The 15,119-nt window shown below is 61.3% G+C and carries 12 protein-coding genes and 1 pseudogene; 4 read left to right on the top strand and 9 right to left on the bottom strand.

Features of this window, described 5'->3' with window-relative positions:
- Nucleotides 1–12: 12 nt before the first annotated feature.
- The 9 genes and pseudogenes from DQ405_RS08385 to DQ405_RS08425 form a co-directional block, all read right to left on the bottom strand.
- Nucleotides 13–1,134, bottom strand: coding sequence for a muconate cycloisomerase family protein (locus DQ405_RS08385; protein WP_168423775.1), 1,122 nt, complete (start codon nucleotides 1,132–1,134; stop codon nucleotides 13–15).
- 36 nt (nucleotides 1,135–1,170) lie between these two features.
- Entirely contained in the window at nucleotides 1,171–2,514 is a 1,344-nt protein-coding gene (locus DQ405_RS08390) for an MFS transporter (protein ID WP_168423776.1), read from the bottom strand.
- Nucleotides 2,515–2,658: 144 nt separating this feature from the next.
- Complete coding sequence (locus DQ405_RS08395; RefSeq protein WP_168423777.1) at nucleotides 2,659–3,438, bottom strand: 1,6-dihydroxycyclohexa-2,4-diene-1-carboxylate dehydrogenase; 780 nt, start codon at nucleotides 3,436–3,438, stop codon at nucleotides 2,659–2,661.
- A gap of 153 nt (nucleotides 3,439–3,591) precedes the next feature.
- Entirely contained in the window at nucleotides 3,592–4,602 is a 1,011-nt protein-coding gene (benC, locus tag DQ405_RS08400; RefSeq protein ID WP_168423778.1) for a benzoate 1,2-dioxygenase electron transfer component BenC, read from the bottom strand.
- Nucleotides 4,603–4,612: 10 nt separating this feature from the next.
- The gene (benB, locus tag DQ405_RS08405) at nucleotides 4,613–5,101 is read right to left on the bottom strand and encodes a benzoate 1,2-dioxygenase small subunit (protein ID WP_168423779.1); all 489 of its coding nucleotides are present in this window, start codon (nucleotides 5,099–5,101) and stop codon (nucleotides 4,613–4,615) included.
- Nucleotides 5,102–6,462, bottom strand: a pseudogene (gene benA / locus DQ405_RS08410) (benzoate 1,2-dioxygenase large subunit).
- Between the two features lie 227 nt (nucleotides 6,463–6,689).
- Nucleotides 6,690–8,621 carry a hybrid sensor histidine kinase/response regulator gene (locus tag DQ405_RS08415; RefSeq protein ID WP_168423780.1) on the bottom strand — a complete coding sequence of 644 codons (1,932 nt, stop codon included), beginning with the start codon at nucleotides 8,619–8,621 and terminating at the stop codon, nucleotides 6,690–6,692.
- A gap of 117 nt (nucleotides 8,622–8,738) precedes the next feature.
- Nucleotides 8,739–9,692 (bottom strand): AraC family transcriptional regulator, encoded by a 954-nt coding sequence (locus DQ405_RS08420; RefSeq protein WP_168423781.1) that lies wholly within the window; start codon nucleotides 9,690–9,692, stop codon nucleotides 8,739–8,741.
- A gap of 229 nt (nucleotides 9,693–9,921) precedes the next feature.
- Complete coding sequence (locus DQ405_RS08425; RefSeq protein WP_168423782.1) at nucleotides 9,922–10,821, bottom strand: LysR family transcriptional regulator; 900 nt, start codon at nucleotides 10,819–10,821, stop codon at nucleotides 9,922–9,924.
- Nucleotides 10,822–10,976: 155 nt separating this feature from the next.
- Between DQ405_RS08425 and DQ405_RS08430 the strand changes: the two genes are divergently transcribed.
- From DQ405_RS08430 to DQ405_RS08445, 4 genes are all read left to right on the top strand, one after another.
- Entirely contained in the window at nucleotides 10,977–11,675 is a 699-nt protein-coding gene (locus tag DQ405_RS08430) for a CoA transferase subunit A (protein ID WP_168423783.1), read from the top strand.
- 22 nt (nucleotides 11,676–11,697) lie between these two features.
- Nucleotides 11,698–12,354 carry a CoA transferase subunit B gene (locus DQ405_RS08435; protein WP_168423784.1) on the top strand — a complete coding sequence of 219 codons (657 nt, stop codon included), beginning with the start codon at nucleotides 11,698–11,700 and terminating at the stop codon, nucleotides 12,352–12,354.
- Between the two features lie 99 nt (nucleotides 12,355–12,453).
- Nucleotides 12,454–13,635, top strand: a complete 1,182-nt coding sequence (locus DQ405_RS08440; protein WP_168423785.1) for an acetyl-CoA C-acetyltransferase — start codon at nucleotides 12,454–12,456, stop codon at nucleotides 13,633–13,635.
- 138 nt (nucleotides 13,636–13,773) lie between these two features.
- Nucleotides 13,774–15,114: a short-chain fatty acid transporter gene (locus DQ405_RS08445; RefSeq protein WP_168423786.1), complete on the top strand. Its 1,341-nt coding sequence runs from the start codon at nucleotides 13,774–13,776 to the stop codon at nucleotides 15,112–15,114.
- Nucleotides 15,115–15,119 lie beyond the last annotated feature (5 nt).

Raw genomic sequence — 15,119 nt, forward strand, 5'->3', positions numbered from 1 at the left:
TTCAGCCTCCGGTTACTTGCGACTGAAGAACGCCAGGCGCTCTTCATCCAGGGTCAGGCCGAGACCCGGCGTGCGCGGCACTTCCAGTTGGAAGTCGCGGTAAACAGGCGCCTCGGTGACGATTTCTTCGGTGAGCAGCAGCGGGCCGAACAGCTCGGTTGCCCAGGTGAGCTTGTTGAGGGTGACGAACGCATGCGCCGAGGCCAGGGTGCCGATGGCGCCTTCGAGCATGGTGCCGCCATACAGCGCAATGCCCGCAGCGTCGGCGATCTGCGCGGTGCGTAGTACGGCACGCGGGCCGCCGTTCTTGGCGATCTTCAGGGCGAAGATGCTGGCCGCGCCGTCGGCTGCCAGGCTGAAGGCGTCCTCCACGCTTTCGATGGACTCATCAGCCATGATCGGCGCGGGGCTGCGCTGGTTCAGGCGAATCTGCCCACCGCGGTTGATTCGCGAGATCGGCTGCTCGATCAGGTCGATGCCGTTGTCGCCGAGAATCTGGCAGGCGCGGATGGCCTGGGATTCATCCCAGTACTGGTTCACATCGACGCGCACGCTGGCACGGTCACCCAGCGCTTTCTTGATCTCGATGACGTGCTTGAGATCGGCGTTCAGCTCGTTGGCACCGATCTTCAGCTTGAAGATACGATGGCGACGGATGTCCAGCATGTGCTCGGCTTCTTCGATGTCCTTGGCTGTATTGCCGCTGGCCAGGGTCCAGGCCACTTCCAGACTGTCGCGAACGCGGCCACCGAGCAGCTCGCTGACCGGCAGTCCGAGGCGTTTGCCCTGGGCGTCGAGCAGCGCGCTTTCCAGGCCGGACTTGGCAAAGGTGTTGCCCTTCGCCGCCTTGTCCAGACGCAGCATGGCTGCGTTGATATTCGCCGCATCCTGACCCACCAGCAGCGGGCCGAGATGGCTGTCGATGTTCTGCTTGATGCTTTCCGGGCTCTCGTTGCCGTAGGCCAGCCCACCGATGGTGGTGGATTCGCCGATGCCTTCGATACCGTCGCTGCAGCGGACACGGATCACCACAAGCGTCTGCTTCTGCATGGTGTGCATGGCCAGCTTGTGCGGGCGAATGGTCGGCAGGTCGACGACGATCGCCTGGATGCTTTCAATCAGGATGGGGCTCATATCGATTTCCGATTTCCAGTTTTTCGAGATCAGGGATCAGGCCTTGGCCGCCGACATCATCACCGGCGCGGTCGCACTGCTGCGCCTGCCGGAAATGGTGAAGACAGTCATGGCCACGGCAGCAATGACACCTGGTACGGCGAACGCCATGAAGTTCAGCTGCAGCGGCAGATTGATACCCAGCAGCGCACCACCTAACAGCGGACCGACGATCGCGCCGTTGCGACCGATGCCCGATGCCCAGCCAAGACCGGTGGAGCGAATCGACAGGCCGTAGAACTGCGCAGCGGCTGCGTACAGCAGAATTTGAGTGCCGATCACGGTGGCGCCAGCGATGAAGATCAGGGTGTAGAGCACCGGCATCGGGGTCTTGAAGCCCAGCAGACTGATGGAAACCACGGACACCGCGAAGAACGCCACCACCACTTTGGACAGATTGAAACGATCACCCAGCCAGCCGCCAAGAATCGCGCCGGCCATGCCGCCAAAGTTCAGCGCAAGCAAGAAGGACAGACTCGAACCCAGGCTGTAGCCGGCATTGGCCATCAGCTTGGGCAGCCAGGAACCCAGCGCGTAGACCATCAGCAGGCAGCAGAAGAACGCAACCCAGATCGACACCGTGCGCACGCCACGGCCGTCACGAAACAATGCGAGTACCGAGGCGCTCTTGCCCTTGACGTCGGTCATCACCAGGTCGTCGGCTGCGGTCAGTTGGCGACTCGGATCGACCTTGTTGAGCAACGCACGCGCCTGATCGGTACGCCCCTGACGAACCAGGAAGCCTACGGATTCCGGCAGGCGCCAGAGAATCACCGGCAACAGCAGCAGCGGCACGGCAGCGGCGAAGAACATGGCTTCCCAGCCGAAACGCGGCAGCATGTAGATGCCCAGTCCCGCAGAGAGCATGCCGCCCAGCGAGTAACCACTGAACATGACCGCTACCAGGGTGCTACGCAGTTTCTTCGGCGCGTACTCGTTCATCAGCGCGACGACGTTGGGCATCAAGCCACCGCAGCCGAGACCGGCGAGGAAGCGAAAGATGCCGAACTCAGTTGGCGTACTGGCGAAGCCATTGAGCACCGTCGCGCCGCTGAACAGCACGAAGCAGATGGCGATGCCCATCCGGCGGCCGATGCGGTCGGCCAGGGTGCCGAATACCAGGGCACCGAACATCATGCCGAACAGCGCGTAGCTGCCCAGAGCGCCGGCTTCCAGCGGGGTCAGCCCCCACTCTTTCATGATCACCGGCAGCACCACGCCATAGATGAACAGGTCATAGCCGTCGAATATCAACAGCAATGCGCACAGGCTCACGACCAACCAGTGAAACCCGCTGAAGCGGGCGTTATCGATGACTTCGTGTACGTCTATCTTTCGCATGGCATGACTCTCTATTGTTTTTGTATGTCTTTTATTCGCCGGCCGTAGCGGCTCAGCTCTCGTCGCTGCGCCGCGCATGCCAGCTGCGCGACGGATTACTGCTTGCAGAGCGGCAAGGCCCAAGCGACCTTGTCTTTCGGATCTCTAGCCCAGGTCGCCGCCACCCACCGGCAGGGTCACGCCGGTGATGTAGGACGCATCATCGGAGGCGAGGAAGAGAATCGCGCCAGCCTGCTCGTCGATGGTTCCGTAGCGCTTCATCAGGGTTGAATCGACGGTCTGGTCGATGATCTGCTGGTACCAGACTCTCTCCTGCTCGGTCTGCTCGGCGCTGTTGCGCGGGATACGACGCGGTGGCGCTTCGGTACCGCCCGGTGCGGTGGCGTTGACGCGAATGCCGCGCTGGGCGTTCTCGAAGGCGAGGCAGGCAGTCAGCGCATTCACGCCGCCCTTGGCCGCGCCATAGGGCACGCGGTTTACGCTGCGAGTAGCAATCGAGGACACGTTGACGATGGCGCCCGAGCCCTGCTCCAGCATGTGTGGTAGCGCGGCATGGCAGCACCACAACGTAGGGAACAGCGAGCGGCGGACTTCGGCTTCGATCTCGTGCTCCTGGTAATGCTCGAACGGCTTGGCCCAGATGGTCCCGCCGACGTTATTGACCAGGATGTCCATGCGCCCGAAGCGCTCCTTGGCCGCACTCATCACGCGGTGGCAATCGGCGAACTGTTCGAGGTCGGCTGTCAGTGTCAGCACCTCGACACCCTTCGCGCCCAGCTCGTCGGCGAGCTCGTGGACCAGTTCGGAGCGGTCGACCAACAATAGGCGGCTGCCCTCCTCTCCCATACGCTCGGCCACGCGACGACCGATGCCCTGCGCGGCGCCGGTGATCACTGCAACCTTGTTTTCAAAACGCTTGTTCATCTACCCATCCTCGATGTGTTCGAAGCCACGCACGCCCCTTGTAGGAGCGAGCTTGCTCGCGAAGCTTTTCGGTGCAGATCCAGACGGTTGGCGGCGTGCCGGCCCATTCGCGAGCAAGCTCGCTCCTACAGCAAAACCTTGCCCACCTTGCCCTCAGGCGCTGGCTGCAAACTTTTCGTAGTAGAAATTCGCCGGCTCCAGGCCCTGTTCACGAATGAACTGGCTGACCGCCTCGACCATCGGTGGCGGGCCGCAAAGGTAGATATCCACCTCGCCGTCGTTGAGGTGCTTGGGCTCGATGTGCTGAGTCACATAGCCCTTTTGCGGGTAGGCACTGTCCGGGCTGGCGACGCAGGCGCTGTAGGTGAAATTGGGTATGCGCGCGGCGAAGGCCTCGAGCTTGTCCATCTCCACCAAGTCGTGGTCGTGGGTGACGCCGTAGATCAGGTGCAGCGGGTGCTCACTACCCTGCTCGGCAATCTTCTCCAGCATCGCGGTGAATGGCGCGAGGCCCGTCCCGCCAGCCAGCAGCAACAGCGGCCGCTTGATCTCGCGCAGATAGAAAGCGCCCAGTGGCCCCGCCAGATTGACGCTATCACCCGCCTTGGCAAGCCCGGTCAGGAAACTGCTCATCAGCCCACCCGGCACGTTGCGGATAAGGAAGCTGACCTCGCCATCCTTCTGCAGCGAGCTGAAGGAATAGGCGCGGGTCTGGTCACTGCCCGGCACCTGCAGATTAACGTACTGCCCTGGCAGGAACGCCAGCTGATTCAGCGACTCGCCCCGGATGGACAGCGCGATGGTGCTTTCGGATAGCTGGCGGACATTGCTGATCGAAGCTTCGTAGCTGGCCTGCTGGGTCTTGCAGATATCCGAGGCGGCTGGCACGCGAATCACACAGTCGCTCTCGGCACGCATCTGGCAGGTCAGCACGTAGCCTTGCTCGGCTTCGTCTTCGCTCAACGCATCCTCGATGTATTCCTCACCGAGGTCGTAGCTGCCGCTCTCAGCGAAGCATTTGCAGGCGCCGCACGCGCCGTCACGGCAGTCCAGCGGCACGTTGATGCCTTGACGATAAGCCGCATCAGCTACGGTTTCGCCGATATTGGCGTCGATGAAACGAGTGACGCCGTCTTCAAAGTTCAATGCAATCTTGTGGGTCATGGCGGCGCCCTCAGAGGTGGTATACGTCGATCATCTGGCGGATGTAGTCATTCTTCAGCACGACCTTCTTGGCCTTGATCAGCGGGTTTTCGCCGCGTGTGTCGAGGGTGTAGAAGTTGGTGCCGTAGAAGTGATCTACCGTCTTGTACCGGAAGCTCATCGTGTGCCAGTTGTAGCGCAGCTTGCAGAAGCCATCGGACTGCTCGAGCAACTCCAGGTTGCTGATGTTGTGGCTGGTGCGGGTATCCGGAACGGTGGCGCTGGAGCGCTCGGTCTTGATGCGGAAAACCCGATCTTCGAGGCCGCCACGATTGCCGTACCAGATCAGCGAAATTTCACGCTGCGGGTCTTCGGTCAGTTGGTCACGATCGTCCCAGGCCGGCATCCAGAAGGTGGCGTCCGGCGCGTACATTTCCAGCCAGCTTTCCCACTGTTTGTCGTCGAGGTAGCGCGCCTCACGGTAGAGGAAGTCGCGCGCAGCGTCGTAGGAGATGGTCATTTATGCGCCCTCCACATGGATCAGCTGATCCTGTTCCGCCTTGACGGCCTTGATCATCTGCTGCTGCCAGTACTGGTGCTGCATGACGAACAGGCCTTCGTCTTCCGAGCGAACGCCGCTCAGTTTGGGATGCAGATCGATCTCCTTCGCACCCTCGTCGGGCCCTTCGATCCAGTGCTTGGCACCGCGGGACATGTCGTTCCACTCCATGGCGCGTCCCTGGAAGCCGGCCTGACAGGCGCGGAATTCTTCCAGGTCATCCGGCGTGGCCATGCCGCTGACGTTGAAGAAGTCTTCGTACTGACGAATGCGGGTGGCTCGCGCTCGGCACTCTCACCCTTGGGTGCGATGCAGTAGATGGTGACTTCAGTCTCGTCGACCGAGATCGGCCGGGCGATGCGCAGCTGCGAGCCGAACTGATCCATGAGATACAGGTTCGGGTATAGGCAGAGGTTGCGGGAGTTGCCGATCATCCAGTCGGTACGTGCCTGACCGAACTCAGCGATCATTTCTTCGCGGCGCGCGTGGAGCGGCCGGTCTTCCGGGTTGTCCCAGCGAGTCCAGAGCAGCAGATGGCCGTTCTCGAAAGAGTAGAAGCCACCGCCCTTCTTGCCCCAGCCACCGGCGCTCATGGTGCGGATCTCTTCACCGGCTTCGCGCAGCTTGCGCTGGTTCTGCGTGGCGGCGTAGTTCCAGTGCACGGCCGTGACATGGTAGCCATCGGCGCCGTTCTCCGCCGTCAGCTTCCAGTTGCCGCCAAAGACGTAGCTGGAAGAGCCACGCAGCACCTCGATGCCTTCGGGCGACTGGTCAACGACCATGTCGATGATCTTCTTCGACTCGCCAAGGAATTCGTCCAGCGGAGCGACATCCTCACGCAAGCTGCCAAACAGGAAGCCGCGATAGGACTCGAAGCGGGCGATCTTCTTCAGATCATGCGAGCCATCGCAGTTAAAGCTGTCCGGGTAGCCGGCTTCCTTCGGGTCCTTGACCTTCAACAGCTTGCCGGAGTTATTGAACGTCCAGCCATGGAAGGGGCAGGTGTAGGTAGCCTTGTTACCGCTCTTGAAGCGGCAGAGCATGGCACCACGGTGACTGCAGGCATTGATGAAGGCGTTGAGTTCGCCTTCCTTGTTGCGCGCAATGAAGATCGGCTGACGACCCATGTAGGTCGTGTAGTAGTCGTTCTTTTCGGGGATCTGGCTCTCATGAGCGAGATACAGCCAGTTGCCCTCGAAGATGTGTTTCATCTCCAGTTCGAACAACCGAGGGTCGGTGAACATCTCGCGCTTGCAGCGAAAGATGCCCTTCTCTTTGTCGTCTTCAACAAGCGAATCAAGGTAGTCGAATCCCAGGGACATGACCGGGGCCTCCATTGTTATTGTGTCTACGTGATGAAGGCTACGGCTCGGGAGACGGCATCAATATCCGATTCCTGCAGCACCTTTATCCGTTTTCTGCAAAACAACGGGGTGGCGTGGCCCGGCAAGGTCGAGCGACCTCGCGGCACGTTTCGTGACTATCAAAAGACTGCGTGTCGCGGCGATTCAGCATTGTCTGAGGGAGGACTCGGTCGATGGACCAGCTGTCAGGACTGGCTCATGACCGCTAAGATTTTCTCTGCCAAGGCGTCCATATCGAAAGGCTTGCCGAGCCCGGGAAGTTTGCCGGCACGCCCGACAAGCTTATCGGCATAGCCAGTGGCGAGAATAACCGGCAGTTGCGGATAGCGGTCCCGGATCAAGTCAGCCAGTTGTGCACCAGTCATATGCGGCATGGCCTGATCGGTCAGGACCAGATCGATGCTGTGCTGCGTCAGTACTTTCAGCGCCTGCTCGGCAGAGTCTGCCTCGACCACCTCGCAGCCAAGCTCTTCGAGCATTGCTGCGGTGGTCATCAACACCAGAGGGTCGTCGTCCACCGCCAGTACCTTCACGGCCATAAGGCATCGGGACTCAGGCTGCTGAAGCTTTTCGGCCTCCATGGCCACGGGGGCGTTGACCGCCAGAGGCAACCACAGCTCGGCGGTCGTGCCCTGGCCTTTCTCGCTCTTGAGCAACAGGCGGCCACCCGACTGAGCGGCAAGGCCGTGGACCATCGAGAGTCCAAGCCCCGTTCCCTTGCCGACGCCCTTGGTAGTGAAGAAAGGCTCCATCGCCTGCTCGAGCGTCACTTCGTCCATACCCGTGCCTTCGTCGGCCAGCGCCAGGCACACATAGTCGCCCGGCTCCAACGGCCCGCCCTTCGTAGCGAAACGGTATTCGCGTGCGGAGATAGTGACGGTGCCGCCATTGGGCATCGCGTCCCGCGCGTTAACCGCCAGATTCAGCAAAGCCATCTCGACCTGATTGGGATCCGCCAGAATCGGCTTGAGCGAAAGCGGAAACCGCGTCTCGATTTCAATCCGAGGGCCAAGCGACTGTCTAAGCAGATCAGCCATGCCGCGCACCAGCGCGGCGACATCGACCAGCTCGAGATGCAGCTCCTGGCGCCGTGCGAACGCCAGCATGCGCTGGGACAGCGATATGCCGCGCTGTGCACCCTGAATCGCATTGTCCAGCAGTGGCATGATGCGGGGGTCATCCAGCACTCGCCGGCGCACGATCTCCAGCCCGCCAACCACCGCCATGAGCAGGTTGTTGAAATCGTGGGCGATGCCGCCGGTAAGCCGACCGAGCGATTCCATCTTCTGCGATTGAAACAGCGCCTCGCGCGCCTTTTCCAACTCGCGCTGCGCCTCGACGCTTTCGGTGATGTCACGCGTAACCTTGGCGAACCCGATCAGGGTGCCCATGTCACTGCGGATCGGATCGACTACCACGCTCGCCCAGAAGCGCGAGCCGTCTTTACGCACACGCCACCCCTGACTCACGAACCGCCCTTCCCTCAGGGCCGTATCCAGGCCACGCTGTGGAGCGCCGTTCAGCCGATCTTCTTCGGTGAAAAAGACGGCGTAATGCTGACCGATGATTTCATCCGGCCGATAGCCCTTGATGCGTTCGGCACCGAGATTCCAGTTGGTCACCCGCCCGGTCGGATCGAGCATGTAAATTGCGTAGTCGGTGACGCTCTGGACCAGCAGACGAAACTGCTGCTCACTCTGCTTCAGCGAGTCCTCGGCCAGCTTTCGCTCGGTCAGGTCGCGGGTAATCTTGGCGAAGCCGAGCAAACCGCCGGTTGGCGACCAGATCGGATCGACCACCACATGGCACCAGAAGCGGGCGCCATCCTTGCGCACCCGCCAGCCTTCGCCCTCGAAGCGACCTTCGCTGACAGCGGTAGCCAGTGCGCGCTGGGGCAGCCCCGCGGCACGGTCAATATCGGTGTAGAAACGGGAGAAATGCTGGCCGATGATTTCGGCCTCTTCGTATCCCTTGAAGCGCCTTGCGCCCGCATTCCAACTGACGATATGGCCGTTGGCGTCGAGCATGTAGATGGCGTAGTCAGTTACAGCGTCGACCAGTAGTCGATATCTATCCTGCGCGATCAATGACACGTCGAACGGTGTCATCTCTTGCATGGAAACTCCAACTCCCGATTGATTTGATCAGGATTATGGTTAGCGAAACGCTGGAATGAAAGATTCGTGAAGTTATTGTTTGTAATCGCGCCCCGATCAGCGCGATTACCAAACTTATCAGTGATGCTTGCGCAACGTATCGGACGGCAGCTCGCCGAACGTGCTCTTGTAGGTTTCGGAAAAACGGCCGAGATGGAGGAATCCATAGTCCATGGCGATTTCAGTGATGTTGCGGACCTTGGACGAGGGATCGCTCAGGCGGCCGTGGATCTGCTCCAGCTTGCGCTGGCGAATGTATGATTTGGGCGTCGTACCGACCTTGCGGTCGAACAGCATGTACAGCGAACGCGCACTCATGTTCGCCAGCTGCGCCAACTGTTCGATCGAGATGTCTCTCTTCAGATGCTCGTCGATGTAGTCGGCGATGCGCCCGAATGATGGGCAACTGTCGCCCAACGGTTCGCGATAGATGTTGTTAGCCAGCGTGCATAGCAGCTTCGAGGCGATGATGCGGCTGTACTGCTCCTGTAACTGCGGCACGCAGTGTTCAGCTTCGGCTTCCTGGCAGATCAGCCCGAGCAGGCTTTCGATCCCTTCGAGCTGCTTGAGATCGTAGCGGCTGGCGGTGAACCGGATGCCCTCGCCTGGTGCGCGCCACTGGTTCTCGGCACAGGCCTTTTCCAGAAACGAGGCCGGCAGCTTGACGATGAGCTTTTCGCAGTCATCTGAATAGGTCAGATCGACCGGATCGTCCGGGTTGATCAACAACAGCTCGCCGGGCGTGAAATAGTGCTCCTGACCACGGCCGCGCCAGAGGCAGTGACCGCGCTGCAACAACTGCAGGTGGTAGATCGTTTCCAGCGCCGCGGACGTAACGTGCACGCTGCCACCGTAACTCAGCCGGCACAGGTCAAGCTTGCCAAACGTGCAGTGACTCAGGCTGGCTTGCGGACTGCCGGTACGTGGCAATTGAATGCAGTGCGCACCAACATGCTGATTGACGTACTCCGATACGGCATGGGGATCGGCACGCTCGAAGATCCTGCTTCTTGCATTCAGCAGACTATCCATCTCAAGGCACTCTTTGTCTTTTTTATAGTTAGGCAGGCGTCATCGTGAGGTGACGCCTGCCCTCGTCGCACGGGACCGGGACTGTGGTCGCTCAGCCTGTGCGCGAAGCATATCGCTGCTGCCAAGCATAGGAGATTGGACGAACGGCCAACATCCGTACCGTCCGGTAACCGCACGTTTTCGTATCCCGCTGACCGGTGGACGCCCCGGCTTTCGTACCCTGCGGCAATCAGGCGAGCACGCGCGGATAGCCCTGCTCCGCGCACAGGGTGTCAGCGATGGCCTGGGCAGCCACCGAGAGCTCATGCCCGGGTTTGGTCAGGATGCCAACCGGCTTTTCGATGACAGGGTCGCCCAAGGCCACACACCGCGCACCGAGTTCCAGCATCTGCTCGCGACACAGCGCCGGCACCGCACTGACCCCCAGGCCGCTGGCGACCATGCGCCCGACCGTGGCCAGCTGATGACTCTCGAACTGCACCGGCAGGCTGCAGCCACGCTGGCGCAGGTGATCTTCGAGCATGTAGCGCACGGTAGAGGGTCGCTGCAGCGTAATGAAGGGATGCTGGAGCAATTCAGACCAGCTCAGTTCACCATCATGAGCCAAGGCCGAATCAGCCGGCACCACCGCGACGAAGCGATCCGTGTAGAGCGGAGTGAAACTCAGCGGTGAGCTGGGCTCCGGCTCGAAGGCTATGCCCAGTTCGACTTGCCGATCCCGCACCATCTCCATGACCTGTTCATTGATCACGTCATGCACCGTGACGCTGATCGAGGGGTATTGATCACGAAAGGTACGCAGCACCGACGGCAACAGATTGCCGGCGAATGATGGCATCGATGCCAACGCAACCCGGCCCTGTTTCAAGGTGAAGCGCTGGCGCAACTCGTCTTCGGCATTGTCCCAATCGGCCAGTAACCGACGCGCCAGTGGCAACAGCGCCTCGCCTTCGGGCGTCAGGCTTACCGCGCGCGTAGTACGGCTGAACAGCCGTCCCCCCAGGCCGTCTTCCAGCGCCTTGATAGTCAGACTCAGCGCCGATTGCGATAGATGCAGGCGCTCGCACGCCTGGGCAAAGCTCAGGGTATGCGCCACCGCGAGAAAGGCGCGCAGCTGTTTTACGGTCATAAGGTCCGATCCACGGGACGTGCGATTCACAGTCATCGCATTATTTTGATTCGTTTTATCAATCAATATCGCTTAAAAATCAACTTAACAAATCACTTATCAGCAGGAACACTCGGTCGCACGACATGCGTCTCCAACAATAAGAGGAATGGTTCATGGCTGGTTTCGACAAGCGCGTCAGCACCTACGCCGAAGCCCTCGACGGGCTCCAGGACGGCATGACCGTGCTGGCCGGTGGCTTCGGTCTGTGTGGCATCCCGGAAAATCTGATCGCCGAGATCAAGCGCAAGGGCACCCGCGACCTGACGGTGGTTTCGAACAACTGCGGCGTCGATGGCTTCGGCCTGGGTGTGCTGCTGGAAGACCGTCAGATTCGCAAGATGATCGCCTCCTACGTCGGCGAGAACGGGTTGTTCGAGAAGCAATTGCTCGACGGCGAGCTGGAAGTCGAGCTAACGCCCCAAGGCACCCTGGCCGAGAAGATGCGCGCAGGCGGCGCCGGGATTCCGGCCTTCTACACCGCCACCGGCTATGGCACGCCCATCGCCGAAGGTAAGGATGTCCGCGAGTTCAACGGCCGCCCGCACATCCTCGAACACGCCATCACCGGCGACTTCGCCATCGTCAAAGGATGGAAGGCCGACCGCTACGGCAACGTGATCTACCGGCATACCGCGCAGAATTTCAACCCGCTGGCGGCAGCCGCCGGCAAGATCACGGTGGTCGAGGTCGAGGAGATCGTCGAGCCCGGCGAGATCGACCCCACCCAGATCCACACGCCCGGCATCTACGTCGACCGCATCATTTGCGGCACCTTCGAGAAGCGCATCGAAAAGCGCACCGTCCGTAGCTAATCAAAAGAATAAGGAATAGACGATGGCACTCTCTCGCGAACAAATGGCCCAGCGCGTCGCCCGCGAACTGCAGGACGGCTACTACGTGAACCTCGGCATCGGCATCCCGACCCTCGTCGCCAACTACGTGCCCAAGGGCATGGAAGTGATGCTGCAGTCGGAGAACGGCCTGCTCGGCATGGGCACTTTTCCTACTGAGGAAGAGCTCGACGCCGATATGATCAACGCCGGCAAGCAGACTGTTACGGCGCGCATCGGCGCGTCCATCTTCAACTCGGCGGAATCCTTCGCGATGATCCGCGGCGGGCACATCGACCTCACCGTGCTTGGCGCCTTCGAGGTTGACGTACAGGGCAACATCGCCTCGTGGATGATCCCCGGCAAGCTGGTCAAAGGCATGGGCGGCGCCATGGACCTGGTCGCCGGTGCCGAGAACATCATCGTGCTGATGACGCACGCTTCGAAGGACGGCGAGTCCAAGTTGCTGCCCAAGTGCACCCTGCCGCTGACCGGCGCTGGCTGCATCAAGCGCGTACTGACCGATCTGGCTTACCTGGAGATCGAGAATGGCGCCTTCGTGCTCAAGGAGCGCGCGCCGGGCGTCAGCGTCGAAGAAATCGTCGCCAAGACTGCCGGCGAGCTGGTGGTACCGGAACACGTGCCGGAAATGACGTTCTGAGCGCACACGCTTCCCTGTAGGAGCGAGCTTGCTCGCAGACTCTACAGAGCCCAGCAACCGCTCGCTCTCTACAACACCCGACTCAACCGGAGCAAGAACATGCAAGACGTCGTCATCGTTGCAGCGACCCGTACCGCCATCGGCTCCTTTCAGGGCGCGCTGGCCAATATCGCCGCGCCGGACCTGGGCGCGGCGGTCATCAAGAATCTGCTCGCCCATACCGGGCTGAACCCCGCCGACGTGGACGAAGTGATCCTCGGCCAGGTGCTGACCGCAGGGGCCGGCCAGAACCCGGCACGGCAAACGTCGATCAAGGCTGGCCTGCCACACGCCGTGCCCTCGTTCACCCTGAACAAGGTCTGCGGCTCCGGCCTCAAGGCGCTGCATCTGGCCACCCAGGCGATTCGCTGCGGCGACGCCGAGGTCATCATTGCCGGCGGCCAGGAAAGCATGAGCCTGGCACCCTACGTACTGCCAAAGGCCCGCACCGGGCTGCGCATGGGCCATGCCGAACTGGTCGACTCGATGATCAGCGATGGGCTGTGGGATGCGTTCAACGATTTCCATATGGGCATCACTGCCGAAAATCTGGTGGACAAATACGGCATCAGCCGCGAGGCGCAAGACGCCTTTGCCGCGTCCTCGCAGCAAAAAGCGGTTGCGGCCATTGAGGCCGGGCGCTTCAAGGACGAGATCACTCCGGTTGAGATTCCTCAGCGCAAGGGTGAGCCGCTTCGTTTCGATACCGACGAGCAGCCGCGCGCCGGTACGACCGCCGAAGCGCTGGCCAAGTTGCGCCCTGCCTTCAAGAAAGACGGCAGCGTCACGGCCGGTAACGCTTCCAGTCTCAACGACGGCGCCGCCGCGGTGTTGCTGATGAGCGCGGACAAGGCCAAAGCTCTCGGTTTGCCGGTACTGGCACGGATTAAGGCCTACGCCAATGCTGGTGTTGACCCGGCGATCATGGGCATCGCCCCGGTGTCGGCGACCCGCCGCTGCCTGGACAAGGCCGGCTGGTCGCTGGAGGACGTCGATCTGATCGAGGCCAACGAAGCCTTCGCCGCGCAAGCGCTGTCGGTCGGTCAGGAGCTGGGCTGGGACGCCAGCAAGGTCAACGTCAACGGCGGCGCCATCGCCCTGGGACACCCGATAGGCGCCTCGGGCTGCCGCGTCCTGGTCACGCTGGTGCACGAAATGATTCGCCGCGACGTTAAGAAAGGGCTCGCCACCTTGTGCATAGGCGGCGGGCAAGGCGTCGCACTGGCAATTGAGCGCGACTGAAGAGGCTCATCCGCCTCCGCCATCGAGGTTCGCTGTCCTGTCACGGTGGCCGGATAGCCTATTACACCGCTTCACCTCAACTGCGGCACCCTGGGAGACCGGTGCCGCCCTCCCTAAGAAAAATAATGCAGGATCACCATGCTTAACACCGTAACCGCGTGGAGCGTCAAGCTCGTACAGCGCTACCTTCCCTCCCCCTTCGTTTTCGCCATACTGCTGAGCCTCATCGTGCTCGCCACCAGCATGCTCATCACCGGCCAAGGCTTGCCGGCGATGGCCAAGCACTGGGGCACCGGCTTCTGGAATCTGTTGACCTTCGCTATGCAGATGGCGCTGATTCTGGTCACCGGTCATGCACTGGCCAGCGCCCCCCTGATACATCGTCTGCTTGCCGGATTGGCACGTACCGCCAAAACACCCGGCCGAGCCGTCGTGCTGGTCACGCTGATAGCGCTGGCCGGTTCCTGGATCAACTGGGGCTTCGGTCTGGTCATCGGCGCGGTGTTCGCCCGCGCCCTGGCGCGTGAGGTCAAAGGCGTCGACTACCCCCTGCTGGTGGCGGCGGCCTACTCGGGTTTCCTGATTTGGCATGGCGGCCTGTCCGGCTCCATTCCGCTGTCACTGGCCACCGGCGGCGCGGACGTCGAACGTATGACCGGCGGGGTCGTGACAGCCGCCATCGGCGTTGGCGACACGCTGTTTACCACCCTGAACCTGACCATCATTGCCCTGTTGGTGATCGGCCTGCCCATTCTCAACTGGGCGATGCACCCCAAGCAGCCGAAGGTCGCCGACCCGGCACTGCTGCTTGATCCCGAACATGAGCCCTTGCCGCGCGGCACCTTGGCGCAACGCCTGGACGACAGCCGTATCCTCAACCTGATCATCGTCGCACTGGGTGCCATCTACTTCGGTTATTACTTCGCTGAGAACGGCTTCGCCCTGACGCTGAACATCGTCATCGGTCTGTTCCTGTTCATCGGTCTGGCGCTGCATGGTTCACCGGAGCGCTACATGCGCGCCGTCCAGGACGGTATTGGCGGCATCAGCGGCATCGTCATTCAGTTTCCCTTCTACGCCGGGATCATGGGCATGATGGTCGGTGCCAACGCTGACGGGCTTTCGCTAGGCAAGCAGATCACCGACACCTTCATCGCCTGGTCGTCGGCCGATACCTTCCCGGTGCTGGCTTTCCTCAGCGCCGGTCTGGTCAACGTCTTCGTGCCGTCCGGTGGCGGTCAATGGGCGGTGCAAGGGCCGATCATGCTGCCTGCCGGCCAAGCACTCGGCGTGACGCCAGCAGTCACGGCCATGGCGATTGCCTGGGGCGATGCCTGGACCAACATGGTCCAACCCTTCTGGGCATTGCCGATCCTCGGCATCGTTGGCCTTGGCGCGCGGGACATCATGGGCTACTGCCTGCTGATGCTGGTGTATTCGGGCATCGTCATTTCGGGCTGTTTGTACTTCCTCGGCTGACAAAA

It is taken from the genome of Pseudomonas sp. SST3 (assembly GCF_003325755.1).

Coding starts and splice junctions, on each gene's coding strand:
- DQ405_RS08415 (WP_168423780.1), bottom strand. CDS start 8,621: ATGCAAGAGATGACACCGTTCGACGTGTCATTGATCGCGCAGGATAGA.
- DQ405_RS08425 (WP_168423782.1), bottom strand. CDS start 10,821: ATGACCGTAAAACAGCTGCGCGCCTTTCTCGCGGTGGCGCATACCCTG.
- DQ405_RS08395 (WP_168423777.1), bottom strand. CDS start 3,438: ATGAACAAGCGTTTTGAAAACAAGGTTGCAGTGATCACCGGCGCCGCG.
- DQ405_RS08430 (WP_168423783.1), top strand. CDS start 10,977: ATGGCTGGTTTCGACAAGCGCGTCAGCACCTACGCCGAAGCCCTCGAC.
- DQ405_RS08440 (WP_168423785.1), top strand. CDS start 12,454: ATGCAAGACGTCGTCATCGTTGCAGCGACCCGTACCGCCATCGGCTCC.
- benB (WP_168423779.1), bottom strand. CDS start 5,101: ATGACCATCTCCTACGACGCTGCGCGCGACTTCCTCTACCGTGAGGCG.
- DQ405_RS08385 (WP_168423775.1), bottom strand. CDS start 1,134: ATGAGCCCCATCCTGATTGAAAGCATCCAGGCGATCGTCGTCGACCTG.
- DQ405_RS08445 (WP_168423786.1), top strand. CDS start 13,774: ATGCTTAACACCGTAACCGCGTGGAGCGTCAAGCTCGTACAGCGCTAC.
- DQ405_RS08435 (WP_168423784.1), top strand. CDS start 11,698: ATGGCACTCTCTCGCGAACAAATGGCCCAGCGCGTCGCCCGCGAACTG.
- DQ405_RS08420 (WP_168423781.1), bottom strand. CDS start 9,692: ATGGATAGTCTGCTGAATGCAAGAAGCAGGATCTTCGAGCGTGCCGAT.
- DQ405_RS08390 (WP_168423776.1), bottom strand. CDS start 2,514: ATGCGAAAGATAGACGTACACGAAGTCATCGATAACGCCCGCTTCAGC.
- benC (WP_168423778.1), bottom strand. CDS start 4,602: ATGACCCACAAGATTGCATTGAACTTTGAAGACGGCGTCACTCGTTTC.